A 25,814-nucleotide genomic window follows, 5' to 3' on the forward strand; every position below is an offset into this window, starting at 1 on the left:
ATTTATGTCAATTTAATTAGGGATGGAAGTTGTTCAAGACACTGGGGAATGTCTTATAAATTAGGGAGGAACAACTTCGATACATATACTATAAAATGTGGATGTGACGCCCGTGTGAACATAGAGTGAAAGAGAGAGGGAGTTTTAAATAGAAGATAGAAAGACAAAAATAAGACCATCACGCAGGATGGCCAAAGGAAGGGGACAATTTATGTCAATTTAATTAGGGATGGAAGTTGTTCAAGACACTGGGGAATGTCTTATAAATTAGGGAGGAACAACTTCGATACATATACTATAAAATGTGGATGTGACGCCCGTGTGAACATAGAGTGAAAGAGAGAGGGAGTTTTAAATAGAAGATAGAAAGACAAAAAATAAGACCATCACACAGGATGGCCAAAGGAAGGGGACAATTTATGTCAATTTAATTAGGGATGGAAAGCTGTTCAAGACACTGGGGAATGTCTTATAAATTAGGGAGGAACAGCTCCGATACATATACTATAAAAGATAGATGTGACCCCTATGTGAACATAGAGTGAAAGGTATGAGGATTTAAGGAATGATACATATAAAATGATTGTTGTGAGAGTTATAGAGTAAGGATACTTATAATAGAAAGAGTCTTTTCATAAATGAAGTGAAGTTCGAGTATAAATAACAGTTGAAAACTATGAAAAAAAGGATTATGCTCAACTATATTATAAGAATATAAGGTTTATCCTGCTATTTAAGGTTTTTTATAAGCCTTTAGTTATGAGGGAAAAAAGGGAGCTAGTGAATATGGAAGTAACAAAAAGACAAAGGCTGTATAATCGTTTTATACGATTAAATCCACCACAAATATTAGCATTAGGTTTTTTCTGCTTAATTGTGGTTGGCGGTTTGTTATTAAAGTTACCATTCGCAACGAAAGTACATATTAGTTGGGTAGATGCTTTCTTTACGGCAACATCAGCAGCAACTGTAACGGGTTTGGGAGTAGTAGATACTGCAAGTACGTTTACGATGTTTGGCGAAATTGTAATTATGTTTTTAATTCAAACGGGCGGTTTAGGTCTTATGACAATTGCCATTTTAATTGTTTGGGTATTAGGTAAAAAAATCGGATTACGTCATCGCTTATTAATTGGAGAGGCGTTTAATCAGACAAATATAGGTGGTCTCGTAAAATTAGTAAAACGTGTCTTTATATTTTCAATTTGTATTGAGTTTATTGGAGTCATCTTTTTATCATTTCGTTTTATTCCAGAGTTTGGCTTTGGAAAAGGTTTATACTATAGTATTTTTCACGTGATCGCATCTTATAATAATGCTGGATTTGCTCTATGGCCGGATAATTTAACAAGGTATGTAGGCGATCCGATTATTAATATTGGGATTTGCTCTTTAATCGTAATAGGTGGTCTCGGATTTACCGTACTAATTGATATATGGTATAGCCGGAGTTTTCGAAAACTATCGCTTCATTCCAAAATCATGATTATTGGAACGGTAGCGCTAAATGTGATAGCGATGATTGTGATTTTTGTATTGGAATATAATAATGTGAAGACGTTAGGGAATTTACCGTTAAATGAAAAGTTATGGGCTTCTTTTTTCCAAGGGATTACTCCTCGTACGGCTGGATTTAATACAGTTGACTACGGGGGAATGGAAGAATCATCTATATTATTTACGATGGTTTTAATGTTTATTGGTGCAGGAAGTGTATCAACAGGTGGAGGGATTAAATTAACAACGTTTGTTATTTTAGTTACATCTGTTCTTTCTTTCTTTAGAAAGAAAGAGGAAATCGTATTATTTCAGCGCACAATTAAAATGTCGACAGTAACGAGAGCATTAGCAATTGCCGTTGCTAGTCAAATCCTTATTTTTGCAGCAGTATTTATGTTAATGCTTACAGAAGACTTCAGTTTTATTCAGTTACTATTTGAAACAATTTCAGCGTTTGGAACGGTAGGATTAACGATGGGAATTACTGCAAAGTTATCAGCGTTTGGAAAATGTATGATTATGTTTGTTATGTTTTGTGGATTAATCGGACCGTTAACACTTGTATTTTCTTTAGCGCGACCAGCAAAACAAAAAATTAAATATCCGTCAGAAGATGTATTTACAGGATAAGGTATCCCGCATAAGCGAGATACCTTTTTCTTTTTAAAAGAGGGAGAACAATAAGCCGATAAGCGCTACTCGGAATAAAATTGCAATGAGTGCTGCAATTCCGCCGACAATCGCAGCGATACCACCAGTTACAGTAGCTCCGCGATTATAAGCGTAAATACCTAGTAGTACAGAAACAAGACCGAATAATGTTGGGAAGGTGAAAAGTGATAAGATAGATAAGGCAAGAGCGATAAAGCCAGCCGTTGATCCAGCAGCGGACGATCTTACATCATCTTTATGTTCCTTCTCATCGTAATCATAATCAATGCGCTGTGGTGCAACCTCAGCTGCATATTCTTCTTTATAGTCACTATAATCACTATCTATTCTATCTCTTTTTTTATACTCATCAAATTTCTCAGTCAAAGTCATGACTCCTTTCATAACAAGGTTCAATAGTAGTATGTATCTCTTTTTCCTTTTTATCCGAGTATGTACAGGGAGTAATATCCATTTAAAAGGTGAAGATTGTTTTTTTGAAATAGGAAAAGTTAGTATGACTTCCTCTATTTTGGAAAGTATAAAAAAGAATAATGAGGAAAGGGTGCAATACATAATGGAACATCCAATTGAAAATTTAATGAAAACAGCAATGACAAATTTAAAAGAGATGGTAGATGTAAATACGATTGTTGGAAGTCCAGTTTCAACAGCTGACGGAAATGTAGTATTAACAGTATCTCAAGTGGCCTTTGGTTTTGGAGCTGGAGGAAGTGACTTTAAAGGTGAATTTATTTCCGAAAAACATAATAATGGACAAGGGCAGCATAAAGAGAATAAGCAAAGTCATCCATTTGGAGGCGGAAGCGGGGCTGGGGTTTCTATTAGCCCAGTTGCTTTTTTAGTAGTTGGTTCTAACGGTGTGCAAGTATTACATCTCAATAGTAGTACACATTTAATTGAAAAAGCTTTAAATACCGTACCAAGCACTGTAGATAAATTTGTAAATGGTCGCTAAAAGTGAACTTGCATTTTTTAGGAATTATGATATATTAGAAAAAGTGCGCTTTAGGATGATCGGAATAATTGAACTGTAAATATATATGATGTGTGGAATAAGGGAGAGGAATTTATGATTAATATCAAAAACTTAGTAGTTGGCTTATGTATGTTAGTAAGCGGTTTTGTTGTATATGTAATAAAAGAAAAAGCTCCATTCTAAAACAGACAAACCGTTATTGTCTGTTTTAAATTTGTGAAAAATGTTGACAAGTTGTTATATTGATGTTAAAATTTTAATTCGTGTCTCGGTTACAGCTAGTGTAAAGTAAATAAATCTTATAAATATAATACGAAAAGTTTGCGAAAGATCGGGTAGTTTTACCAACAACTTTTGTGAACAAACCCTATAAATTATAATTATAGGCTTTATAGGTATACTAGTGAATCAAGGAGCGGTCAGTGGAACCGTAATGATGAGAGAGAGGTAGGGCTTTCATCCAGTATATGTTACTTTCCCGTTAGGTGAATATAAAAAAGAGGACTCCTTTTCAGAAGGAGTCCTCTTTCTTTTTTGTATGGAATTTAAATGCGGCTCTCAACTTGCTGGCAAATTTCATCTGTTGTTAAACCGTGGGCGTTAATTACCGATCCTTTTATTGATGTATCTGCAATACCCATCATATTAGAATCTTGCCCAGTTACAACGCAACAGTCGCATCCTTGTGCGTCATGTTCCGAGTTAATTGTAACGACTTCATGCCCCTGTTGCTGAAGAGCTTGTTGGACATCTGTTAACGAATTTTCAACACCAATTTTAGCCATAATTCTCACCTCCTACCATCTAGTTGTTAGTATGCTCAAGTTCATCGTATATATTTATACAAAGACGGTAGGAAGCATATATTTATCTGTTATTTACGGGTAGTCTGATTAAAGTACGACTTTATTTAGTCGTTATATACACCAGTAAGCATTTGGCTTACGAATTGATCGTTTAAAGTATCTTGGGCGGAAGAAGTATTTGAATGGATGTCGATGGAAGCAATAAAATTGTTATGTTCTTTATTATTTGGTTCTACCTCTACATAATTATCGAATTTACAAAAACCTTTCGTATCCATTAGATCGAATAGTTGAAGCATTTCTACTACCTCTTGTCTCGTTCCTTTAATTTGTACACACGCCATATTGATTTCCTCCTTCATTTTGACAAATTGTTTTTTAAAAATAGGATTATGATTCCGAAATGAAAAATATGAATGTTATTTTTAGACAGCGTTATTTTTATTATTTCCCCCCTTTTTCAGCAAAAGTCGTTGTATATTCCCGAATTTATAAAAACGGACGTCCGTTTATTGAATACAATAGATTCGTATCAATTGACGAAAATCCTTCTTTTAAACAAATATTTTTTTAATGGAAATTGACGAAAAAAATTTTTTGACTTTTTGTAAACGTTAACAATGTTGTTAAATCAATATAATTAAAGATGTACGTACGAATAAAAATTATAAATTTTCTAAAAATTCACTTGATTTATTTAGAAAGGAGAGTAAACTAGGAAACAATAAAAAATTCATAGAACATAGGAGGCGCTTTCCAGTGAACGAGCAATGGATTTTCTTAAATGGAGAATTTGTTCCAAAAGACGAGGCAAAAGTATCAGTATATGATCATGGTTATTTATATGGAGATGGAGTATTTGAAGGAATTAGAGTCTATAGCGGTAATGTTTTCCGTTTGAGAGAGCATCTTGTCCGGTTATATGAATCAGCAAAATCCATCATGTTAGAAATTCCATATTCTTTAGATGAAGTAACGAATATTGTTGTTGAGACGATTCGACAAAATAAATTATCTAATGGATACATTCGCCTAGTTGTATCGAGAGGAGCAGGAAATCTTGGGTTAGATCCTGATTCTTGTAAAAAACCGAATGTAGTAGTAATTGCAGAGCAACTATCTTTATTCCCGCAAGAATATTATGAAAAAGGGATTCCAGTTGTAACAGTTGCAACGCGCCGAAACCGTCCAGATGTATTGTCGCCTCAAGTAAAATCTTTAAATTACTTAAACAATATTTTAGTTCGCATCGAAGCGAAATTGGCTGGAGTACAAGAAGCGCTTATGTTAAATGATCAAGGATACGTAGCTGAAGGTTCAGGGGATAACGTATTTATTGTAAAAGGAAATAAATTAATTACACCACCAAGTTCTGCTGGAGCGTTAGAAGGCATTACACGAAACGCTATTTTAGAAATTGGTGAAAAACTTGGATATGACGTTAGAGAAGAGTTATTTACAAGACATGACGTATATGTAGCTGATGAAGTATTTTTAACAGGAACAGCAGCTGAAGTAATTGCTGTTACGACAGTAGATGGTAGAACGATTGGTTTAGGGCAAACGGGTCCACATACGAATCGTTTACTAGAAGAATTCCGAAAGTTAGTTATAGAAGATGGAGAGAAAATTTACGAAGAAAATAAAGTTGGATAACAACTTTTTATAACATAAGAAAGCGTTGATAGGGAGGAGTAGTTGATTGTGAAGCCTCACAGAGAGTCGGTGGTTGCTGGAAACCGATGGTTCACGTCGACGAACATCGCCCTTGAGTGCTAAGCTGAAGCATTTGTCTAGGCTTAGACGGTAGCTCCGTTACTAGCTAGACTCATTTTATGGGTCACTGAGGCAAGAGTATTCTTGCAAAGAAGGGTGGTACCGCGAAATCTTTCGTCCCTTCAGCACATAGCTGGAGTGTGGACGTAGGATTTTTTTTATTGATAAAAGTTTTTAAAAGGGGGCTTATAAGAACAATGTCTTCAAAAACGGAAGAGAAACTGGCAACTGGTGCACAGCTATTGTTAGAAGCGCTAGAAAAGGAAGGAGTAGAAGTGATTTTTGGTTATCCTGGTGGTGCTGTTTTACCTCTTTATGATGCACTCTATGACTGTGAAATTCCGCATATTTTAACAAGGCATGAACAAGGTGCTATTCACGCTGCTGAAGGATATGCCAGAATTACTGGCAATCCAGGGGTTGTCATTGCAACGAGTGGACCGGGTGCTACAAATGTGATTACTGGTCTAGCAGATGCGATGATTGATTCGTTACCACTTGTTGTATTTACAGGGCAAGTAGCGACAACATTAATTGGAAGTGATGCTTTTCAAGAAGCCGATATTATGGGGCTTACGATGCCGGTGACAAAACATAATTATCAAGTGCGAAAGGCTTCAGATTTACCTCGAATTATTAAAGAAGCATTTCATATTGCGAGAACAGGAAGACCAGGGCCAGTCGTTATTGACCTTCCGAAAGATATGGTAGTAGAGCAAGGCGAACGATGTAGTGATGCGCAAATGGATTTACCAGGATACAACCCGAATTATGAACCGAATCTACTTCAAATAAACAAATTATTACAAGCAATTAGAGTTGCAAACAAGCCATTAATTTTAGCTGGAGCAGGTGTATTGCATGCGAAAGCTTCGAAAGAATTAACAAGTTTTGCTCGTAAATACGAAATTCCTGTTGTGCATACATTACTTGGTCTTGGTGGCTTTCCACCAGATGAAGAGCTTTTTCTAGGGATGGGAGGAATGCATGGTTCTTACACAGCGAATATGGCGTTATATGAATGCGACTTACTCATTAATATAGGTGCGAGATTCGATGATCGTCTTACTGGAAATTTAGCTTATTTTGCTAAGGAGGCGACTGTCGCGCATATTGATATTGATCCAGCAGAAATCGGAAAAAATGTGCCGACTGAAATTCCTATTGTTGCAAGTGCTAAGCAAGCGCTCCAAGTATTACTTCAATCAGAAGGAAGGACAGAAAATCATCATGAGTGGATCTCTTTATTAAAGAATAGAAAAGAAAAGTATCCATTCTCTTATAAACGAAATTCTGAAAGTATTAAGCCTCAATATGCAATTGATATGTTATATGAAATTACGAAAGGAGAAGCGATTGTAACAACAGATGTGGGGCAACATCAAATGTGGGCAGCCCAATATTATCCGCTAAAAAATCCAGATAAATGGGTAACTTCAGGAGGATTAGGAACGATGGGATTCGGATTTCCTGCAGCAATTGGTGCACAAATTGCAAAGCCTGAAGAACTAGTTATTGCAATTGTTGGTGACGCTGGATTTCAAATGACACTGCAAGAATTAAGTGTGTTAAAAGAACACTCTTTACCTGTTAAAGTATTTATTTTAAATAATGAAGCTTTAGGAATGGTAAGACAATGGCAAGATGAATTTTATAACAAAAGATATTCGCACTCTTTACTACCTTGCCAACCAGATTTCGTTGCTCTTGCGAATGCGTATGGCATAAAAGGAGTTCGCATAGATGATCCACTTCTTGCGAAGAAACAATTGCAGCATGCAATTGAATTACAAGAACCGGTCGTAATTGATTGCCGTGTACTTCAATCAGAAAAGGTAATGCCGATGGTTGCGCCAGGGAAAGGTGTTCACCAAATGGAGGGAGTGGAAAAAAGGTGAAGAGAATTGTTACAGCAACAGTTCGAAATCAAAGTGGTGTGTTAAACCGAATTACAGGTGTTATGACACGAAGACATTTTAATATTGAAAGTATTTCAGTAGGTCATACGGAAGCATCGGACATATCGCGGATGACGATTGTTGTACACGTTGAAAATGAACAGCAAGTTGAGCAGCTAATTAAACAACTGCATAAGCAAATTGATGTTTTGAAAGTATCAGATATTACAGAAGAAGCGATGATTGCAAGAGAACTTGCACTTATTAAAGTAGCCACTTCGGTAGCGAGGGCGGAATTATACAGTTTAATTGAACCGTTTCGAGCCGCTGTAATAGATGTTGGAAAGGATTCCATAGTTGTGCAAGTAACAGGTACACAGGAGAAAGTAGAAGCATTAATTGAATTACTTCGTCCATACGGTTTGAAAGAAATTGCAAGAACAGGGGTAACAGCCTTTACGCGTAGTATGAAAAAACAAGATAAGCAAGTTATGTTAATTCAATAATCATTTAAATATAGGGGGAAATGAAAATGGCAAAAGTTTATTATGAAAAAGATGTAACGGTAAATGTATTAAAGGAAAAAAAAGTAGCAATCATTGGATACGGCTCGCAAGGTCATGCGCATGCGCAAAACTTACGTGATAACGGATTTGATGTAGTAGTAGGTTTAAGAAAAGGGAAGTCTTGGGATAAAGCGAAAGAAGATGGATTTTCAGTATATACAGTAGCGGAAGCAGCAAAGCAGGCTGATGTAGTAATGATTTTACTGCCAGATGAACTGCAACCAGAAGTATATGAAGCGGAAATTGCGTCAAATTTACAGGCAGGAAATTCTCTCGTTTTCGCACATGGATTTAATGTTCACTTTGATCAAGTGAAACCACCAGCGAATGTAGATGTATTTCTAGTAGCGCCAAAAGGTCCAGGACATCTTGTACGCCGTACATTTAGTGAGGGTGGCGCTGTTCCAGCATTATTTGCAGTATACCAAGATGCAACAGGAGTTGCGACTGAAAAGGCACTTTCTTATGCCGATGGAATTGGAGCGACGAGAGCTGGTGTATTAGAAACGACATTTAAAGAAGAAACAGAAACAGACTTATTTGGAGAGCAAGCTGTACTTTGCGGCGGAGTAACTGCGCTAGTAAAAGCTGGATTTGAAACGTTAGTTGATGCGGGATATCAGCCGGAACTTGCATATTTTGAATGTTTACATGAACTGAAACTTATTGTTGACCTTATGTATGAAGGTGGACTTGAAAATATGAGATATTCAGTTTCAGATACAGCGCAGTGGGGCGACTTCGTATCAGGGCCACGCGTTGTAACGGAAGATACGAAGAAAGCGATGGGTACAGTGCTAGCAGAAATTCAAGATGGTACATTTGCAAGAGGTTGGATTGCAGAGCATAAAGCAGGAAGACCGAATTTCCATGCGACAAATGAGAAAGAGAATGAACATGAAATCGAAGTAGTTGGACGTAAATTACGTGAAATGATGCCTTTCGTACAGCCGCGAGTAAAGGTAGGGATGAAATAATATGAAGCAGATTTTGTTCATGGATACGACGCTACGTGATGGCGAACAATCACCAGGAGTGAATTTAAATGAACAAGAGAAATTGCAAATTGCAAGGCAATTAGAGAGACTAGGGATCCATGTTATGGAAGCTGGCTTTGCAGCAGCTTCCGAAGGGGATTTTCAATCGGTAAAACGCATCGCGAATACAATTCAAAATGCTACAGTTATGAGTTTAGCTAGAGCAAAAGAAAGCGATATTCGAAGGGCATATGAAGCTGTGAAAGGTGCGGTATCTCCTCGTTTACACGTATTTTTAGCTACAAGTGATATTCATATGAAATATAAACTTTGTATGTCAAAAGAGGATGTATTAGATAGTATTCATCGTTCTGTTACACTTGGAAAATCATTATTTCCAACAGTACAATTTTCTGCAGAAGATGCGACAAGAACAGCAAGAGATTTTTTAGCTGAGGCAGTAGAAGTTGCGATTTGTGCAGGAGCGAATGTAATTAATATTCCAGATACAGTTGGATATACGAATCCAGAAGAATATTATTCTCTTTTTAAGTACTTACAAGAATCCGTTCCTTCATATGAAAAAGCAATTTTCTCTTGTCATTGTCACGATGACCTTGGGATGGCTGTAGCAAATTCGCTAGCTGCGGTTGAAGGGGGAGCATTGCAAGTAGAGGGAACAATTAATGGAATTGGAGAGAGAGCAGGGAATGCGGCATTAGAAGAAGTCGCAGTTGCTCTTCATATTAGAAAAGATTTCTATCAAGCAGAGCCTTCTATGACGCTAAAAGAAATTAAAGCGACAAGTACATTAGTAAGCAGATTAACAGGTATGGTTGTACCGAAAAATAAAGCAATCGTTGGAGCGAATGCATTCGCTCATGAATCCGGAATTCATCAAGATGGTGTATTAAAAGAAGTGACAACGTATGAAATTATTGAACCAGAGTTAGTAGGCGAATCTCAAAACCTATTTGTACTTGGAAAACATTCTGGACGTCACGCGTTTACAGAAAAAATGAAAGAGCTTGGCTATGAATTTACAACGGAAGAACGAGATGCAGTGTTTGAAGCGTTTAAAAAATTAGCTGATCGTAAGAAGGAAATTACTGAGGAAGATTTACGAGCACTTATGCTTGGTGAAGCAGCATTTGCGGCTCAGCAATATAATATTACGCAACTGCAAGTACATTTCGTATCAAATAGTACACAATGTGCGACAGTTGTACTAAAAGATGAGGAAGGAAATGTATTCGAAGATGCAGCTACTGGCTCTGGTAGTATTGAAGCGATTTATAATGCAATCCAAAGAATTTTAGGATTAGAATGTGAATTAGCGGATTATCGCATACAATCTATTACACAAGGTCAAGATGCACTGGCTCATGTTCATGTTGAATTAAAAGAAGGAACACATCAAGTATCAGGTTTTGGTGTTGCGCAAGACGTATTGGAAGCGTCGGCGAGAGCATATGTCCACGCAGCGGGGAAATTGAAATCTTTTATCCAGCTTGTGAAATAAGTGTTTGACAGGTGAGAGAGGCTATTCTCACCTGTCAAATTAAAGTTCTGAAAATTCAGTTAAAAAGGAGTGTTGAAATTGGAAAAACGTATCGTTTGTTTAGCTGGTGATGGTGTTGGACCGGAAGTTATGGAAAGTGCGAAGGAAGTATTGCATATGGTAGAAAGGTTATATGGTCATCATTTTCATTTGCAAGATGAGTACTTTGGCGGGAGTGCTATCGATTTAAATGGGCAACCATTACCACAACGAACGCTTGCCGCTTGTTTAGCAAGTGATGCGGTTTTACTAGGAGCAGTTGGTGGACCAAGGTGGGATAGTGCGAAAGAAAGACCAGAGAAAGGATTATTAGCTTTAAGAAAAGGGCTCGGTGTATTTGCGAACGTTCGCCCTGTAACGGTAGAAAGTGCAACGGCACATTTATCGCCATTAAAAAAGGCTGATGAAATTGATTTCGTTGTCGTTCGTGAATTAACAGGTGGGATTTATTTTTCTTATCCGAAAGAACGAACCGACGAAGTAGCAACAGATACACTTACGTATCATCGCCATGAAATTGAACGTATCGTTTCTTATGCCTTTCAATTAGCGAGTAAACGGAAGAAAAAAGTAACATCTATTGATAAGGCGAATGTTTTAGAATCTAGTAAACTATGGAGAACTGTAACAGAAGAAGTAGCCCTTCGTTATCCAGATGCTGAACTAGAACATATTTTAGTAGATGCAGCTGCTATGGAGTTAATTCGGAATCCAGGACGGTTTGATGTAATTGTAACAGAAAATTTATTTGGGGATATTTTAAGTGACGAAGCTTCCGTATTAGCTGGATCATTAGGAATGCTTCCATCAGCAAGTCACGCGGAAAAGGGCCCTTCGCTATACGAGCCTATTCACGGATCAGCGCCGGATATTGCTGGGAAAAATAAGGCAAATCCAATTGCGATGATGCGCTCTGTTGCCATGATGCTTGGGCAATCGTTCGGATTAACGAGAGAGGGGGGTGCAATTGAAGAAGCGATTTCAGCAGTCCTTAAATTAGGAAAATGTACAACAGATATTGGCGGGACTGAAACGACAACTTCATTTACGAAGGCAGTAATGCAAGAAATGGAAGAGCAAGCACTAGTAGGGAGAGGAAGATAATGGGGAAAAGGTTGCTAGATAAACTTTGGGAAAGACACGTAGTTGCGACAAATGAAAATGGATTAGATTTATTATATATCGATCTGCACCTTGTTCATGAAGTAACGTCACCGCAAGCCTTTGAAGGCTTGCGGCTTACAAATCGAACGGTACGCAGACCAGATTTAACATTCGCAACGATGGATCATAATATTCCAACGAAAGATGTTTGGAATATTACCGATCGCATTGCGAAGCAGCAACTAGATACACTTCGGGAAAATTGTAAACAATTTCAGGTGCCGTTAGCGGATATCGGAGATGAAGAGCAAGGGATCGTTCATGTTATCGGACCAGAACTTGGGCTCACGCAGCCAGGCAAAACAATTGTTTGTGGTGATAGTCATACAGCAACGCACGGTGCGTTTGGCGCGCTAGCGTTTGGTATTGGTACGAGTGAAGCGGAACATGTATTGGCAACGCAAACGCTGTGGCAAAGAAAACCGAAAGCGATGGGCATTGAGTTAAAAGGAAAATTACAGAAAGGCGTTTACGCAAAAGATATTATTTTGCATCTCCTTTCAAAGTACGGTGTAGCAGTTGGAACGGGATATGTAATGGAATTTTACGGAGAGACGATTCAGGCTATGGAGATGGAAGAGAGAATGACGCTTTGTAATATGGCGATTGAAGGAGGAGCAAAAGCGGGTATTATCGCGCCAGATGAAAAAACAGTTGCTTATGTAAAAGGACGTAAATATGCACCGAAAGACTATGAAACTTTCGAGAAGAAATGGTCTGAACTTTATACAGATGCAGATGCAATGTATGATTTACATATTTCGATAGACGTTACGGATTTAGCGCCATACGTTACGTGGGGAACAAATCCGAGTATGGGAGTTCGTATTGATGAGAAATTGCCAGAAAAGCATGATGTAAATGACGAAAGAGCATTTTCTTATATGGGATTAAGCCCTGGACAAAGTACGTATGACATTCCAGTTCAGCATGTCTTTATTGGATCTTGTACAAATTCCAGGCTCTCAGATTTAGAAATTGCTGCATCTGTTGTGAAAGGGAGAAAGGTAAAAGAAGGTGTGCGAGCACTCGTTGTGCCTGGATCGAAAAGAGTAAGGGACGCGGCGATGCAAAAAGGACTACATCACATATTTGAAGAAGCAGGATTTGAATGGAGAGAACCTGGATGTTCCATGTGTCTTGGAATGAATCCAGATCAAGTACCTGAAGGAGAGCATTGCGCTTCCACTTCAAATCGTAATTTTGAAGGGAGACAAGGAAAAGGAGCACGAACACATTTAGTTAGCCCGGCAATGGCGGCAGCAGCTGCGTTATATGGTCATTTTGTTGATATTAGAAAGGAGAGTTATGATGGAGCCATTTCGTATTCATAAAGGTACTGTCGCAGTACTTATGAATGATAACATTGATACAGATCAAATTATTCCGAAGCAATATTTAAAGAGAATTGAAAGGACGGGATTTGGGAAATATTTATTTGATGAGTGGCGGTATGATAATGAACGACACGAAAATCCTAATTTCCCACTTAATGCACCAGATAGAAAAGGAGCAAGTATATTAATTACAGGTGATAATTTTGGATGTGGTTCTTCAAGAGAACACGCACCTTGGGCACTTGCTGATTATGGTTTCCGCGTAATTATCGCGGGAGGGTTTGCAGATATTTTTTATATGAATTGTATGAAGAATGGTATGTTACCAATTGTAATGGATAAAGAAATGCGAGAAAAGCTTGCCAAAACGGATGCAAGAGAACAAATAGAAGTAAATTTAGAGAATGAAGTAATTACAACAAGTACGCACAGGTTTCATTTTACAATCGAGAAAATGTGGAAAGAGAAATTATTAAATGGTTTAGATGAAATTAGTATTACAATGCAATATGAACAAGAAATAAAGGAGTATGAAAGAATGGTAGCTGTATATTAAAAGATAACGGAATATTTAAAATGTATTTACATTCAGAATTAAGTATTATATACTATGTAAAAATTAGAGGAGAAAGGGAGTAAGTATTATGAAAACAATGCAATCTATTAAAATGCTTACACAACTACATCATCATACATAAAGCCCTTGAACCTAGCGTGAAAACGTGTAGGTGCAAGGGTTATTCCCGTTGTACCTACACGCTACTAAAGAGCCTTGTAGGTATATTTTATCTACAAGGCTCTTTTTATTTTCGGTTTAGGTGCATGAAATAAGCATACATTAGAAAGGGAAAGGTGTGAGAATTTCGATGACAAAATGGAAACGGGCAAATCCAAATGGAACGAGAGATTATTTATTCGAAGAATGTACGTTAATTGAAGAAGTGGAGCAAAAATTAAGGCGTACTTTTTTAGAGAGAGGTTATGAAGAAATAAGGACACCAACAATTGAATTTTATGATGTGTTCGCTTTTCAAAGCAGGCCGATAGATGAAGAAAAGATGTATAAATTTTTTGATGAAAAGGGAAGGATTATCGTATTGCGTCCAGACATGACAATTCCTTTAGCGAGAGTGATCGGAACGCAGAGGTGTGATACACCACTTAAAGTGACGTATAGCGGAAATGTATTTCGAGCGAATGAGTCCCTTACTGGAAAATATAATGAGATCGTGCAAAGTGGTATTGAAATTATCGGTATTGATAATGTAAGAGCTGAAATTGAATGTGTTATAAGTGTCATTCAATCACTTCAAAAGTTGAAAGTGCAATCTTTTACAATAGAGATTGGGCAAGTGCAGTTATATAAATGTATTGTCAAAAAGCTCTCCATTCATGAGGAAGAAGAGAAAGTTCTTAGAACATATATTGAAAGTAAAAATTATGCTGCTCTATCAAATTTTATTAGAGAAAAAAAATTTGATCGATGTGATGAAACAGTAAGGTTACTGGAGAAATTACCAAGGTTATTTGGGAATTTAGAAGTGATTGAGGAAGCAGAAAAACTCGCCTCCAGTAATGAAATGAAAATGGCCATTGCAAGAGTGAAAGAAATATATGAAGCAATTGACAAGCTAGGCTATGGATCGTACATATCAATTGATTTAGGTATGATTCAACATTTGGACTATTATACAGGTGTTATTTTCAAAGGGTATATATATGAAATTGGAGAAGAAATTGTTAGTGGCGGAAGATATGATGAGTTAATTGGAAATTTTGGAGAAATGTTGCCGGCTGTTGGACTCGCGGTGCAAGTTAATCAAATTGTGAAGGCGCTGCAGGAGCAGCAAGAACCGTATGAACGAAAGAGAATAGATATTATGATTCATTACGAGTTAAATAGATTAGCAGAAGCGGAACGGTTACGAAATTTACTTCAAAAGGACGGGAAAAAAGTAGAGATATCTTTATGTTCTAATTTAAATGACACCTTTCAATTTGCAAGAAAAAATCAAATAGTGACGGTTGTTGAGGCAAAGAACGAATCGTTAGTGGAATATGTATGGAACGAGAAATGGGTAGTCCAGAAAGAAGGAGAAACTTCATGCGTAACATTCAAATTGCGTTAACGAAAGGAAGATTAGAAAAACATGTGATTCCACTCTTTGAGCAGATTGGAATCGATTGTTCAGAGCTTAAAAATAAAGGACGAAAGCTTGTCTTTCAAAGTAAAAATACAGATATCTCATTTATTTTGGTGAAAGCAGTAGATGTTGCTACTTATGTAGAACATGGAGTAGCGGATATCGGGGTCGTTGGAAAAGACATTTTAATGGAAAACGAAAAAGATATTTATGAAATGTTGGATTTAGGAGTAGGTGTGTGTAAGTTTTGTGTTGCTTCTATCCCTACTTATAATCCGAAGAGCTACCGGAAGAAACGTATTGCGACGAAATATCCACATATTACTTCTAACTATTTTCATGATAAAGGAGAGGATGTAGAAATCATAAAAATAGAAGGGTCTGTAGAAATCGCTCCTATTCTTGGATTGGTAGATGCGATTGTTGATATTGTTGAAACAGGAAAAACATTACAAGAAAATGGACTCATTGTATTTGAGGAAATGTATTCTATATCTGCTCGAATGATTGTGAATAAGGCTGCATTAAAAACTAAAAAAGACGAAATATTCAGTATTATAAATATGATGGAGCAAGAAATTTTGTCAGGAAAATAGGGGGACTTGTAATGGAGATCGTTTTTGAAGATTTTCAAAAGGCGTTATCGAAAATAAAATTGCTACGAGAAAACGCTAATATAATAGAAGAAACTGTTCAAAGAAATGTAAGCGAAATCGTTCGAAATGTAAGGGAGAGTGGGGATGAGGCCTTATCTTTTTATACAAAAAAGTTTGATGGTGTAAAGATAAAAGAGTTTCGTGTAAGTGAAGAAGAAGAAAAACGAGCGAGTATGTTTGTAGAGAATTCATTTTTAGAAGCGTTACAAGAGGCGAAGAAAAACATTATTTCGTACCATGAAAAGCAAAAAAGACAATCGATGTTCGATTGTGCGAGTGAAGGCATCATTAGAGGGCAAATCATTCGGCCGTTAGAGAATGTAGGCGTATATGTGCCAGGCGGAACTGCTTCGTATCCTTCGTCAGTATTAATGAATGTATTGCCAGCAAAACTCGCTGGTGTGAAAAAGATTGTAATGGTAACACCGCCAAGAGAAGGAGGAATTGATCCACATATTTTAGTTGCTGCAAGCCTTGCGGGAGTAGATGAAATTTATACGATAGGTGGTGCGCAAGCAATTGCTGCTTTAGCATACGGTACGGAATCGATTCCGAAAGTGGATAAAATAGTTGGACCAGGAAATTTGTACGTCGCTCTAGCGAAACGAGAGGTATATGGAATAGTAAATATCGATATGATTGCTGGACCGTCAGAAATTGTAGTTATTGCGGATGAAACCGGCAATGCAAAATATATTGCGGCTGATTTATTATCACAAGCAGAACATGACGAGAGAGCGACAGCGATTTGTATTACAACAAATATAGAGTTAGCACAAGAAGTAGAAAAAGAGATAGAAAGGCAGTTAGAAACATTACCAAGAAGCGAAATTGCACGTGAATCAATAAATAGAAATGGAGCCATTTTTATCGTTCCTTCTATAGATGAGGCACTACAGTTATCGAATGAAATTGCCCCGGAACATTTAGAGTTACATATAAAAGAACCGATGAATGCTTTAGCTTATGTGAAACATGCAGGATCTATCTTTCTTGGACCATATGCACCAGAACCGCTCGGGGATTATTTAGCAGGACCGAATCACGTGTTACCGACAAGTGGAACGGCAAGGTTTTTCTCACCGTTATCAGTCGATGATTTTGTGAAAAAATCAAGCTTTCTGTCTTATACGGAGGAAGCATTAAGAGATGTCCAACATCATATTGTAGAGCTTGCCAATAAAGAAGGATTACATGCGCATGCGAGAGCAATTCAAATAAGATTTGAGGAGGAAGAATAATGCGTGAGTCTAGTCAAATACGTGAGACGACAGAGACAAAAATAAAATTAAGTTTACAGCTTGATGATGGGAAGAACGTTTCTGTACGAACGGGAGTTGGTTTTTTTGATCATATGCTAACTTTATTTGCAAGGCATGGAAGATTCGGTTTGCAAGTGGAGGCAGAAGGCGATGTATTCGTTGATGCGCATCATACAGTTGAGGATGTTGGAATTGTACTCGGAAATTGTTTGAAAGAAGCATTGCACAGTAAAGAGGGGATTAACAGGTACGGCTCAGCATATGTACCGATGGATGAGTCTTTAGGCTTTGTTGCAATTGATATAAGTGGACGCTCATATATTGTATTTCAAGGAGAATTAACGAATCCGAAGCTTGGGGATTTTGATACAGAACTAACGGAAGAATTTTTTAGAGCAGTTGCTCATGCTGCCAATATTACATTACATGCTCGTATTTTATACGGAAGTAATACACATCACAAAATTGAAGCCTTATTTAAAGCGTTTGGTAGAGCGCTTAGAGAAGCAGTCGAAAGAAATGCCAACATTACTGGTGTAAATTCAACGAAAGGGATGTTGTAATTGATTGCCATTATAGATTATGGAATGGGAAATATTCGTAGTGTAGAACAAGCATTAAAGCATATTGGAGCAGCGTACATTGTAACGAGTGATAAAGAAGAGATTTTTAGAAGTGATGGAGTGATTTTACCAGGAGTAGGTGCATTTCCAAAAGCGATGGATGTATTGGAAGAAAAAGATTTAGTGCGTGTGTTACAAGAAATCGGGCGTTCAAGAAAACCACTTCTAGGTATTTGCCTAGGAATGCAGCTTTTATTTGAAAAAAGTGAGGAACTACAAGGCTGTAACGGGCTAAGTTTATTGCCAGGCGTTATTCGAAAGCTAAAGGTTCCTTATAAAATTCCTCATATGGGATGGAATGAGTTAAAGAAAGAAGGAGAAATAGCGCTTTGGAATGGAGTAGAGGACGGTTCTTTCGTATATTATGTCCACTCTTATTACGCAGATTGTCCAAATGAAATTGTGTATGGAATAAGTGATTATGGAGTGAAAGTACCTGGTTTTGTAGCAAAAGAAAATATATATGGCGCACAGTTTCATCCTGAAAAAAGTGGTGATATAGGCATGCAAATGTTGAAAAATTTTAAAGGAGTGGTAGAATCATGGAAATCTTCCCAGCTATCGATTTAAAAAAGGGACGATGCGTTAGACTGTATCAAGGGGAATTTAGTAAAGAAACAGTAATGAATGAAGATCCGGTTGCGCAAGCGATTATATTTGAAACATTTGGAGCGAAACGGTTGCACATTGTTGATTTAGATGGTGCAGTTGCTGGTGAATCGTTAAACTTGTCCGTCATTGAAAGAATTTGCAAGGCAGTACGTATTCCAGTGCAAGTTGGCGGAGGAATTCGATCACTTGTAGCCGTAGAGAAGTTATTTTCAGTAGGGGTAGATAAAGTGATTTTAGGAACAGCTGCTCTTTATGATAAGCCATTTTTAGAAGAAGCAGTTTTTCTATATAAAGAAAAAATCATCGTCGGAATTGATGCGAAAAATGGTTTCGTCGCAACGAGAGGCTGGCTTGATGTATCTGAAATTTCTTACATTGATTTAGCAAAACAAATGGAGAATATAGGTGTTCAAACAATTGTATTTACAGACATTTCGAAAGACGGGACACTTGCAGGACCGAATATAGCACAATTGGAGTTACTACAAAAAAGCGTTTCTACTCGACTTATTGCTTCTGGAGGAATTGCATCTATTCAAGATGTGAAAAAGTTAAATGATATGAACATATACGGCGTCATAATTGGTAAGGCTCTTTACGAGAAAACGATTGATTTAGAAGAAGTGCTAGAGGTAACAAAGTTATGTTAGCAAAACGCGTTATTCCATGTCTAGATGTGAAAGAAGGGCGAGTCGTAAAGGGTGTAAATTTTATAGGACTACAAGATGTCGGGGATCCTGTTGAAATAGCAGCTTTATATAATGATGCGGGAGCAGATGAAATAGTATTTTTAGATATTACGGCAACTCATGAAGGACGAAAAACGATTGTAGATGTTGTAGAAAAAACGGCTTCAAAAGTATTTATTCCTCTTACAGTTGGCGGAGGAATTTCAAATGTGAAAGATATGTACAATTTACTAAGAGCTGGAGCAGATAAAGTTTCAATTAACTCAGCAGCAGTGCGAAATCCAAAATTAATCGGAGAAGGGGCAGAGCATTTTGGCTCACAATGTATTGTCGTCGCAATTGATGCTAGAAAAGTAGCGGAGGGTAAGTGGAATGTATATGTGAACGGCGGAAGAGTTGATACGGGAATGGATGCAATCAGGTGGGCAAAGCGCGTTACAGAGCTAGGCGCAGGCGAAATTTTATTAACGAGTATGGATGCAGACGGAACGAAAAACGGATATGACCTTCGTTTAACAGAAGAAATTTCAAAAAGTGTTTCCGTACCTGTCATCGCGTCAGGCGGGTGCGGTCATGCTGATCACATTATAGAAGTGTTTCAAAAGACAGCAGTTGATGCAGCATTAGCGGCATCAATCTTTCATTACGGTGAGGCGACAATAGGGGACGTAAAGAGAAAGTTAAGAAATGCAAATGTTGAGGTGCGGCTATGAAACCTAACTTTTCAAAAGGACTATTACCAGCAGTTGTAATTGAAGAAGATACAAAAGAAGTTTTAATGCTAGCTTATATGAATGAAGAGGCATATGAAAAAACAATAGAAACGAAAAGAACATGGTTTTATTCTCGTTCAAGAAGGTCGTTATGGAATAAAGGAGAAACATCAGGTAATGTCCAACATGTGCAATCTCTTTATTTAGATTGTGATCAAGATTCAATTGTTGTTGTCGTAAAGCAAGTAGGACCTGCATGTCATACGGGAGAAAAAACATGTTTTCATTACAAAATTATATAGGGGGATACATATGAAAAACGCCTTTACATTACTATTTGAAACAATTAAAGAACGAAAGAGAAATCCACTTCCTGAATCATATACAAATTACTTGTTTTCAAAAGGAGAAGATAAAATTTTAAAGAAAATTGGTGAGGAATGTACGGAAGTAATTATTGCATCCAAAAATAATGATAACGAAGAGCTAGTGAAAGAAATGGTTGATGTATTGTATCACTGCTTCGTGTTATTAGCCGAAAAAAATATATCATTAGAAGATATTATGGAGGAAGTGACAGAAAGAAATGGGAAGCTTTCGAGAGTAGGGGACAGAAGAGAAATAGATACATTATAGGGGGAATACGTATGAAGGTGGATTATCACATTCATTTAGAAGAAGGGCCATATTCAATAGGATGGCTAGCTAAAATAAATGAATCATTACAACATTATGAACCGCTAAAAGAAGAAAAACATTCTATGGAATGGCTTGTGAAAACACAAGAACGCCTGCAAAGACGTGTGAATGAAGGACCATTTACAACGAAATGGATTGATTTATATTTAGAAGAAGCTTTGCGAAAAGGGATAAAAGAAGTTGGTATTGTCGATCATTTATACCGTTTTTATGAAGCGAAAGAATACTATGAAAAATATGTTGATATTAGTGATTCGGGGCTTGGACGTTTACAAAAGGAATGGTTAGACCAAGTAAGGGTAGCTTCACTACATGATTTTACAAAGGCAATTGAAGAGGCGAAAGAACGGTGGAGTAAAAGAGGTGTTACGCTTAAACTTGGAATTGAAGCAGATTATTTTATTGGTGGTGAACAACAATTACAATCTTTACTTGCATTAGGAGATTTTGATTATGTAATTGGTTCTGTTCATTTTTTAAATGGCTGGGGATTTGATAATCCAGATACGAAAGAATATTTTAAGGAACATGACTTATATGCTTTATATGATACGTTTTTCAAAACGGTTGAGTGCGCAGTTCGTTCTGAGTTATTTGATATTATTGCTCATCTTGACAACATAAAAGTATTTAATTATCGGTTAGATGAGAATGAACAAATTTCTTATTATAAGAAAATTGCGCGTGCATTAGTAGAAACAAATACAGCAACGGAAATAAATGCGGGATTGTACTATCGCTATCCTGTGCGCGAAATGTGTCCGAGTCCGCTATATTTACAAGTATTAGCTAAACACGAAGTTCCGATTACACTTTCTTCAGATGCTCATTATCCGAATGATTTAGGGAAATATGTGGAAGAGAATATAAAGACGTTACGTAATCATGATATTGCTCACTTAGCTACATTTACGAAACGAGTCCGAACGATGAGATTACTAGAAGAAGTAACAATTTCAAAATGATCATGATTTTTTCATGAAAACCCATCTTTTTGTTCAAAATAAGAAAGAATAAAAAGGAGGGTAAAGAAATGGTGAAACAACAAAATAAACAAAATGTACAAGATGCACAGCAACAAGCGTATACTTCTGATACGAATGCTACATCTCAATCAGTGATTGAGGAGCAAATTAGTGATACAGTTGCAGAAGGAACAATTGATGTGAAGCTTGGAAAACAATCGCAAGAAAAAGCGTAAAAAGAGGGGAGACTTGCATCTCCTCTTTTTTTATGGAAAAGTGTCGATTTTCAAAACTATAATCAAATTCCTTGGTTTTTATATGTGGATTTCTTACAATGAAAGATAAGAGCTATCCTATTTTGTATAGAAGAGGTGTTAGTATAGTGGCAAAAATATTAGTAGCAGGAAAAATTCCAGCAATCGGATTAGAACTATTAAAAGATCATGATGTAGAAATGTATGATAAAGAGGAGTTAATTTCTTTAGATGAATTAACAGAACGTGTAAAAGATAAAGATGCATTGTTAAGCTTACTTTCTACAAAGGTGACAAAAGAAGTGATTGATGCGGCACCTAATTTAAAGATTGTTGCAAACTACGGTGCTGGTTACGATAATATTGATTACTCATATGCCGGAGAAAAAGGGATTGCGGTAACGAATACACCGAAAGTATCAACGGAAGCGACAGCGGAATTAACATTTGCACTTCTTTTAGCAGCTGCACGTAGAATTCCTGAAGGTGATACGCTATGCCGTACAACTGGATTTAACGGATGGGCTCCATTATTTTTCTTAGGCCGCGAAGTACATGGTAAGACAATTGGAATTATCGGCCTTGGAGAAATTGGAAAGGCAGTTGCAAAGCGTGCAAAAGCGTTTGGAATGAATGTTTTATATACAGGACCAAATCGAAAGCCCGAAGCTGAAAGTGAACTGGAAGCAACATATGTAACATTGGAAGAATTATTACAAACAGCAGACTTTATTACAATTAACTGTGCGTATAATCCGAAATTGCATCATATGATTGATGAGGAACAGTTCAAAATGATGAAGAAAACAGCGTATATTATAAATGCTTCACGTGGACCAATTATGCATGAAGCGGCACTTGCTCATGCTTTAAAAACGAATGAAATTGAAGGGGCAGCTCTTGACGTGTTTGAATTTGAACCGAAAATTACTGAAGAGCTAAAAGGATTAAAGAATGTGGTACTTGCTCCTCACGTAGGAAATGCAACATTCGAAACGCGTGATGCGATGGCCGAAACGGCGGTAAGAAATATTTTAGCTGTATTAAATGGCGAAGAACCTGTAACGCCTGTCAATCAAAAAGTATTCGTTACAAAATAAAAAGAAACCTTCCGGAATCGGAAGGTTTCTTTTTATTTTTCTTTATTTGCTCTTTTTGATGGTCGTTGTCTAAGGAATTGAGATAGCATGTACAAAATATATAGTGGAATAGCAATGAATAAGAAAACAGAAAAATTACCGAATCCTGTTTGGTACATTGTGATAATGATGCCCACTAAAAATAGTGTAATAATGATGCTATATCGTGGAATTGGTACATCTTTTAAACTTGGGATACGAATGCGGCTCACCATTAAAAATGCGAACGTTACAAATACTGTAATAAGAACGATTTTTGGAATGGTATGTGAAAATAATGTTAAGAAAGCAACAAGCCCTCCCGCTGCTGTAATCGGTACCCCAGTGAAGTATTTCATTGAAGTAGAAGATGGTGTTACATTAAATCGTGCTAAACGATATGCTCCGAAAAGAGGGAATAGCCCCGCTATGTATAGTCCGATGATTCCATAATTAGAGAAAGATGTGTAATACATGAGAACAGCAGGTGCTGCACCAAATGTTACGACATCCGCAAGCGAGTCAAGCTCTTTTCCCATTTGTGAATCAACACGTAATAAACGAGCAACACGCCCATCAAGACTATCTAACATCATCCCGATAAGTACTAAAATAGCAGCTGATTTATAATATCCTAAAGATGCATAGCCGATTGACAAGAATCCACTATATAAATTTCCGAGCGTAAATAAGTTTGGAATAGCTGCTCTATACAAAATCTGATCCCTTGCTTTCTGTAATAAATTCTTAATTAGTTTATGAAAGTTTACTTATTTTATCATACCATAAATTTCTTCTTCATACGAAAGAAATTCCCAATTTGTGAAAGATTTCATAGAAGAATGATTTGAAAAATAAGTGAAAAAAGAAGCAACTTTTATAAAGTTGCTTCGTGTATTATTCAAAGTTCGTTGTCATAGTTCCAGTTTTATACCGATTGTTAGGATCGAAACGTAACAAATCTCCATAAATGAGTTTGTCGGAAAGTTTCAATTCCGTTTTTGCTTTTTCAATATTCGGTTGACATAATGAGATGTCTGCTTCTTCACCTGTGTTTCGTTTATAGCACATGTTTTTTGTATAAACATAATCTTCCGAAACGAAGCTACCATCACGCATTACCATAAGAGGGTCTTTTTCTTTAATAAATAGGTCAGTTCCAAATTCAACTGATTGATTTGTTTTAATACCAAGTAAATGAAGTAGCGTTGGTTTAATATCAATTTGACCAGACACTTTAGAAATGACTTTTCCTTCTTGACCAGGCACGTGAATGATGAGAGGGACGCGTTGTAATTGCATAGAATCAAATGGTGTAATAGCGTCTTTCCCAAGGAATTGAGCCATAGCTGCGTTATGGTTTTCAGAAATACCGTAATGATCTCCATAAATGACAATAATGGAATTATCATACAGTCCTTCTTCTTTTAATTGTTTAATAAATTGTTTAAGAGCTTCATCCGTGTAACGAACAGTTGGGAAGTAACGGTTTACAACACCACTTTCTGAATTAAACTCATCAACATATTGATCTTCTGGATTTAGAAGGAATGGAAAATGGTTTGTTAAAGTAATGAATTTTGTATAGAACGGCTGTGGTAAAGATTTTAGCTTTGGAATAGATTGTTCAAAGAACTCTTTATCTTTTAACCCCCAACCGACAGACATTTGTTCTGTGCCAACATAATCATTTAAATTAAAGTAACGATCATATCCAAGTGCAGGGTACATTACATCACGATTCCAAAACGTTTTATCGTTTGAATGGAAGACAGCAGAAGAATATCCGTATTTCTTTAATTGTTCTGGTGTAGCTGTATATTCATTTGTTGCATGAGTAAAGAATACAGAACCGCGGTCTAACGGATAAAGTGAATTTTCAACGATAAATTCAGCGTCAGAAGTTTTACCTTGCCCTGTTTGATGATAGAAGTTATCGAAATAAAAACTATCTTTAATAAATGCATTTAAAAATGGAGTAATTTCTTTTCCATTTATTTTTTTATTAATAACAAAACTTTGTGTAGATTCCATTGAAATCAAAATTACATTTTTACCTTTTGCAGCTCCAAATAAGTTTTTATCAACTTGCTTATCTTTTGAGTCTGTATAGTTTTTAATTTCAGAGAACCCGTCCCCACTCGCAAATACACGTTCAGCTGAAGATTTAGATTGAAGTGTAATATCAAATAGATGATATGTGTATAACCCTAAATTTTTCACGACAGTTTGACGGTCAAACGAGCGTGAGAACATTTGTGGTTTATAAATAATGGAAACAACAATTTGTAGTGCTAATAGAGCTGTTACACCGCTAAAGAAAGTTCTCTTTTCAGAGCGAGAAAGCGGCGTTTTGTCGCAAAATGATGGGAATTTACGCGAAAGAAACATTAAGATGATCGCATCTGCGAATAACAGTAATGTTTTATACGTAAAGAGTTCTTTTATACTCGTCCCTAAATCAGCCATATTATTTGTTTGAAATAATACTGGGAACGTAACGAAATCGTTATAAAACCCATAAAACATTGCATTTCCAAATAAAATGAATGATAGTATAAAACTAATTCCAACTATAATGCGATTTCGGTGTTTAGATGCAAATAAAGCAAAACCGAAAAATAAAAGTAACGCAGCTAGTGGATTAATAAAAAGCATAAATTCTTCAAAGAAATTATCAATTTTAATATCAAACGCTAGCTTGTACACAATATATGTTTTTATCCATAATAAAACGACTGCAACGAGTGCGAATCGCAGTTTTGGAAACAGACGTTGTAGCATAATATACTCCTCTCCTAAAAAGCATGACGGTTCTTGTGGGCCTATTTGATTAGCGCCTC

At 36.7% G+C, this 25,814-nt stretch carries 28 protein-coding genes and 1 other annotated feature; of the genes, 23 read left to right on the forward strand and 5 right to left on the reverse strand.

Translation table 11 applies throughout. The features are described from left to right. The first annotated feature begins 786 nt into the window (after positions 1 to 786). Complete coding sequence (locus tag ACTFRN_RS04770; protein ID WP_000454127.1) at positions 787 to 2,130, forward strand: TrkH family potassium uptake protein; 1,344 nt, start codon at positions 787 to 789, stop codon at positions 2,128 to 2,130. Positions 2,131 to 2,163: 33 nt separating this feature from the next. Here the strand turns inward: ACTFRN_RS04770 and ACTFRN_RS04775 are convergent, their stop codons facing one another. Beyond that, positions 2,164 to 2,556, reverse strand: a complete 393-nt coding sequence (locus ACTFRN_RS04775) for an imidazole glycerol phosphate synthase (protein WP_001997037.1) — start codon at positions 2,554 to 2,556, stop codon at positions 2,164 to 2,166. Between the two features lie 112 nt (positions 2,557 to 2,668). On the opposite strand from ACTFRN_RS04775, the gene ytfJ reads away from it, so the two are divergent. Together ytfJ and ACTFRN_RS04785 are read left to right on the forward strand one after the other, a co-directional pair. Continuing rightward, complete coding sequence (gene ytfJ, locus ACTFRN_RS04780) at positions 2,669 to 3,130, forward strand: GerW family sporulation protein (RefSeq protein WP_001997038.1); 462 nt, start codon at positions 2,669 to 2,671, stop codon at positions 3,128 to 3,130. Positions 3,131 to 3,244: 114 nt separating this feature from the next. Next, the gene (locus ACTFRN_RS04785; RefSeq protein WP_000608225.1) at positions 3,245 to 3,334 is read left to right on the forward strand and encodes a hypothetical protein; all 90 of its coding nucleotides are present in this window, start codon (positions 3,245 to 3,247) and stop codon (positions 3,332 to 3,334) included. A 362-nt stretch (positions 3,335 to 3,696) separates the two neighbouring features. Here ACTFRN_RS04785 and ACTFRN_RS04790 read toward each other — a convergent pair whose 3' ends face one another. After that, positions 3,697 to 3,936 carry a YkuS family protein gene (locus ACTFRN_RS04790; RefSeq protein ID WP_001062581.1) on the reverse strand — a complete coding sequence of 80 codons (240 nt, stop codon included), beginning with the start codon at positions 3,934 to 3,936 and terminating at the stop codon, positions 3,697 to 3,699. A 125-nt stretch (positions 3,937 to 4,061) separates the two neighbouring features. Then, positions 4,062 to 4,301: a DUF3911 family protein gene (locus tag ACTFRN_RS04795; RefSeq protein ID WP_000752504.1), complete on the reverse strand. Its 240-nt coding sequence runs from the start codon at positions 4,299 to 4,301 to the stop codon at positions 4,062 to 4,064. Positions 4,302 to 4,716: 415 nt separating this feature from the next. Between ACTFRN_RS04795 and ilvE the strand changes: the two genes are divergently transcribed. The 20 genes from ilvE (at position 4,717) to ACTFRN_RS04895 (ending at position 22,953) form a co-directional block, all read left to right on the forward strand. After that, a complete protein-coding gene (gene ilvE / locus ACTFRN_RS04800) occupies positions 4,717 to 5,613 on the forward strand; it encodes a branched-chain-amino-acid transaminase (protein ID WP_001005497.1) in 897 nt (298 codons plus the stop codon). 16 nt (positions 5,614 to 5,629) lie between these two features. After that, positions 5,630 to 5,858 (forward strand) — a binding site (T-box leader). Between the two features lie 72 nt (positions 5,859 to 5,930). After that, positions 5,931 to 7,631, forward strand: coding sequence for an acetolactate synthase large subunit (gene ilvB, locus ACTFRN_RS04805; protein ID WP_000095845.1), 1,701 nt, complete (start codon positions 5,931 to 5,933; stop codon positions 7,629 to 7,631). Further along, positions 7,628 to 8,137: an acetolactate synthase small subunit gene (gene ilvN, locus ACTFRN_RS04810; RefSeq protein ID WP_000822944.1), complete on the forward strand. Its 510-nt coding sequence runs from the start codon at positions 7,628 to 7,630 to the stop codon at positions 8,135 to 8,137. The genes ilvB and ilvN overlap by 4 nt, the downstream gene beginning before the upstream one ends. 26 nt (positions 8,138 to 8,163) lie before the next feature. Then, the gene (gene ilvC / locus ACTFRN_RS04815; protein WP_074614904.1) at positions 8,164 to 9,174 is read left to right on the forward strand and encodes a ketol-acid reductoisomerase; all 1,011 of its coding nucleotides are present in this window, start codon (positions 8,164 to 8,166) and stop codon (positions 9,172 to 9,174) included. A gap of 1 nt (position 9,175) precedes the next feature. Further along, a complete protein-coding gene (leuA, locus tag ACTFRN_RS04820) occupies positions 9,176 to 10,696 on the forward strand; it encodes a 2-isopropylmalate synthase (RefSeq protein ID WP_000809575.1) in 1,521 nt (506 codons plus the stop codon). A 78-nt stretch (positions 10,697 to 10,774) separates the two neighbouring features. After that, positions 10,775 to 11,839 carry a 3-isopropylmalate dehydrogenase gene (leuB, locus tag ACTFRN_RS04825; protein WP_074614902.1) on the forward strand — a complete coding sequence of 355 codons (1,065 nt, stop codon included), beginning with the start codon at positions 10,775 to 10,777 and terminating at the stop codon, positions 11,837 to 11,839. Beyond that, positions 11,839 to 13,233, forward strand: coding sequence for a 3-isopropylmalate dehydratase large subunit (leuC, locus tag ACTFRN_RS04830; RefSeq protein WP_000518095.1), 1,395 nt, complete (start codon positions 11,839 to 11,841; stop codon positions 13,231 to 13,233). Before leuB ends, leuC begins: the two co-directional genes overlap by 1 nt. Further along, entirely contained in the window at positions 13,211 to 13,792 is a 582-nt protein-coding gene (leuD, locus tag ACTFRN_RS04835) for a 3-isopropylmalate dehydratase small subunit (protein ID WP_000433214.1), read from the forward strand. The genes leuC and leuD overlap by 23 nt, the downstream gene beginning before the upstream one ends. A gap of 310 nt (positions 13,793 to 14,102) precedes the next feature. Continuing rightward, complete coding sequence (gene hisZ, locus ACTFRN_RS04840) at positions 14,103 to 15,365, forward strand: ATP phosphoribosyltransferase regulatory subunit (protein WP_000170318.1); 1,263 nt, start codon at positions 14,103 to 14,105, stop codon at positions 15,363 to 15,365. Then, the gene (hisG, locus tag ACTFRN_RS04845) at positions 15,341 to 15,976 is read left to right on the forward strand and encodes an ATP phosphoribosyltransferase (RefSeq protein ID WP_001244478.1); all 636 of its coding nucleotides are present in this window, start codon (positions 15,341 to 15,343) and stop codon (positions 15,974 to 15,976) included. Before hisZ ends, hisG begins: the two co-directional genes overlap by 25 nt. A gap of 11 nt (positions 15,977 to 15,987) precedes the next feature. Continuing rightward, positions 15,988 to 17,277 (forward strand): histidinol dehydrogenase, encoded by a 1,290-nt coding sequence (hisD, locus tag ACTFRN_RS04850; protein ID WP_088106563.1) that lies wholly within the window; start codon positions 15,988 to 15,990, stop codon positions 17,275 to 17,277. Continuing rightward, a complete protein-coding gene (gene hisB, locus ACTFRN_RS04855; RefSeq protein WP_001209290.1) occupies positions 17,277 to 17,861 on the forward strand; it encodes an imidazoleglycerol-phosphate dehydratase HisB in 585 nt (194 codons plus the stop codon). Before hisD ends, hisB begins: the two co-directional genes overlap by 1 nt. After that, positions 17,862 to 18,491, forward strand: a complete 630-nt coding sequence (hisH, locus tag ACTFRN_RS04860) for an imidazole glycerol phosphate synthase subunit HisH (protein ID WP_000560335.1) — start codon at positions 17,862 to 17,864, stop codon at positions 18,489 to 18,491. It begins immediately after the preceding gene. Continuing rightward, a complete protein-coding gene (gene hisA, locus ACTFRN_RS04865; protein WP_000402315.1) occupies positions 18,464 to 19,183 on the forward strand; it encodes a 1-(5-phosphoribosyl)-5-[(5-phosphoribosylamino)methylideneamino]imidazole-4-carboxamide isomerase in 720 nt (239 codons plus the stop codon). Before hisH ends, hisA begins: the two co-directional genes overlap by 28 nt. Next, positions 19,177 to 19,935, forward strand: coding sequence for an imidazoleglycerol phosphate synthase cyclase subunit (hisF, locus tag ACTFRN_RS04870; RefSeq protein WP_000880230.1), 759 nt, complete (start codon positions 19,177 to 19,179; stop codon positions 19,933 to 19,935). The genes hisA and hisF overlap by 7 nt, the downstream gene beginning before the upstream one ends. After that, the gene (hisI, locus tag ACTFRN_RS04875) at positions 19,932 to 20,237 is read left to right on the forward strand and encodes a phosphoribosyl-AMP cyclohydrolase (RefSeq protein ID WP_000803969.1); all 306 of its coding nucleotides are present in this window, start codon (positions 19,932 to 19,934) and stop codon (positions 20,235 to 20,237) included. The genes hisF and hisI (ACTFRN_RS04875) overlap by 4 nt, the downstream gene beginning before the upstream one ends. A gap of 10 nt (positions 20,238 to 20,247) precedes the next feature. Beyond that, positions 20,248 to 20,571, forward strand: coding sequence for a phosphoribosyl-ATP pyrophosphatase (hisI, locus tag ACTFRN_RS04880; protein ID WP_000786130.1), 324 nt, complete (start codon positions 20,248 to 20,250; stop codon positions 20,569 to 20,571). Between the two features lie 11 nt (positions 20,572 to 20,582). Next, entirely contained in the window at positions 20,583 to 21,599 is a 1,017-nt protein-coding gene (locus ACTFRN_RS04885) for a histidinol phosphate phosphatase domain-containing protein (protein ID WP_000861821.1), read from the forward strand. Positions 21,600 to 21,667: 68 nt separating this feature from the next. Beyond that, positions 21,668 to 21,835: a DUF4025 domain-containing protein gene (locus ACTFRN_RS04890; protein WP_000240694.1), complete on the forward strand. Its 168-nt coding sequence runs from the start codon at positions 21,668 to 21,670 to the stop codon at positions 21,833 to 21,835. Between the two features lie 146 nt (positions 21,836 to 21,981). Then, a complete protein-coding gene (locus ACTFRN_RS04895; protein WP_001062826.1) occupies positions 21,982 to 22,953 on the forward strand; it encodes a 2-hydroxyacid dehydrogenase family protein in 972 nt (323 codons plus the stop codon). Between the two features lie 32 nt (positions 22,954 to 22,985). On the opposite strand, the gene pssA is transcribed toward ACTFRN_RS04895, so the two are convergent. Both pssA and ACTFRN_RS04905 read right to left on the reverse strand, forming a co-directional pair. Beyond that, positions 22,986 to 23,687: a CDP-diacylglycerol--serine O-phosphatidyltransferase gene (gene pssA / locus ACTFRN_RS04900; RefSeq protein ID WP_000285422.1), complete on the reverse strand. Its 702-nt coding sequence runs from the start codon at positions 23,685 to 23,687 to the stop codon at positions 22,986 to 22,988. A 181-nt stretch (positions 23,688 to 23,868) separates the two neighbouring features. After that, positions 23,869 to 25,755 (reverse strand): LTA synthase family protein, encoded by a 1,887-nt coding sequence (locus ACTFRN_RS04905; RefSeq protein WP_000941720.1) that lies wholly within the window; start codon positions 25,753 to 25,755, stop codon positions 23,869 to 23,871. Positions 25,756 to 25,814: the final 59 nt, after the last annotated feature.

The sequence above is a fragment of the Bacillus cereus group sp. MYBK245-2 genome, from assembly GCF_051916145.1.
Lineage (GTDB): Bacteria > Bacillota > Bacilli > Bacillales > Bacillaceae_G > Bacillus_A > Bacillus_A pacificus.

Coding starts and splice junctions, on each gene's coding strand:
- ACTFRN_RS04770 (WP_000454127.1), top strand. CDS start 787: ATGGAAGTAACAAAAAGACAAAGGCTGTATAATCGTTTTATACGATTA.
- ACTFRN_RS04775 (WP_001997037.1), bottom strand. CDS start 2,556: ATGAAAGGAGTCATGACTTTGACTGAGAAATTTGATGAGTATAAAAAA.
- ytfJ (WP_001997038.1), top strand. CDS start 2,669: ATGACTTCCTCTATTTTGGAAAGTATAAAAAAGAATAATGAGGAAAGG.
- ACTFRN_RS04785 (WP_000608225.1), top strand. CDS start 3,245: ATGATTAATATCAAAAACTTAGTAGTTGGCTTATGTATGTTAGTAAGC.
- ACTFRN_RS04790 (WP_001062581.1), bottom strand. CDS start 3,936: ATGGCTAAAATTGGTGTTGAAAATTCGTTAACAGATGTCCAACAAGCT.
- ACTFRN_RS04795 (WP_000752504.1), bottom strand. CDS start 4,301: ATGGCGTGTGTACAAATTAAAGGAACGAGACAAGAGGTAGTAGAAATG.
- ilvB (WP_000095845.1), top strand. CDS start 5,931: ATGTCTTCAAAAACGGAAGAGAAACTGGCAACTGGTGCACAGCTATTG.
- ilvC (WP_074614904.1), top strand. CDS start 8,164: ATGGCAAAAGTTTATTATGAAAAAGATGTAACGGTAAATGTATTAAAG.
- leuA (WP_000809575.1), top strand. CDS start 9,176: ATGAAGCAGATTTTGTTCATGGATACGACGCTACGTGATGGCGAACAA.
- leuC (WP_000518095.1), top strand. CDS start 11,839: ATGGGGAAAAGGTTGCTAGATAAACTTTGGGAAAGACACGTAGTTGCG.
- leuD (WP_000433214.1), top strand. CDS start 13,211: ATGGAGCCATTTCGTATTCATAAAGGTACTGTCGCAGTACTTATGAAT.
- hisZ (WP_000170318.1), top strand. CDS start 14,103: ATGACAAAATGGAAACGGGCAAATCCAAATGGAACGAGAGATTATTTA.
- hisG (WP_001244478.1), top strand. CDS start 15,341: ATGCGTAACATTCAAATTGCGTTAACGAAAGGAAGATTAGAAAAACAT.
- hisD (WP_088106563.1), top strand. CDS start 15,988: ATGGAGATCGTTTTTGAAGATTTTCAAAAGGCGTTATCGAAAATAAAA.
- hisB (WP_001209290.1), top strand. CDS start 17,277: ATGCGTGAGTCTAGTCAAATACGTGAGACGACAGAGACAAAAATAAAA.
- hisA (WP_000402315.1), top strand. CDS start 18,464: ATGGAAATCTTCCCAGCTATCGATTTAAAAAAGGGACGATGCGTTAGA.
- hisF (WP_000880230.1), top strand. CDS start 19,177: ATGTTAGCAAAACGCGTTATTCCATGTCTAGATGTGAAAGAAGGGCGA.
- hisI (WP_000803969.1), top strand. CDS start 19,932: ATGAAACCTAACTTTTCAAAAGGACTATTACCAGCAGTTGTAATTGAA.
- hisI (WP_000786130.1), top strand. CDS start 20,248: ATGAAAAACGCCTTTACATTACTATTTGAAACAATTAAAGAACGAAAG.
- ACTFRN_RS04885 (WP_000861821.1), top strand. CDS start 20,583: ATGAAGGTGGATTATCACATTCATTTAGAAGAAGGGCCATATTCAATA.
- ACTFRN_RS04890 (WP_000240694.1), top strand. CDS start 21,668: ATGGTGAAACAACAAAATAAACAAAATGTACAAGATGCACAGCAACAA.
- ACTFRN_RS04905 (WP_000941720.1), bottom strand. CDS start 25,755: ATGCTACAACGTCTGTTTCCAAAACTGCGATTCGCACTCGTTGCAGTC.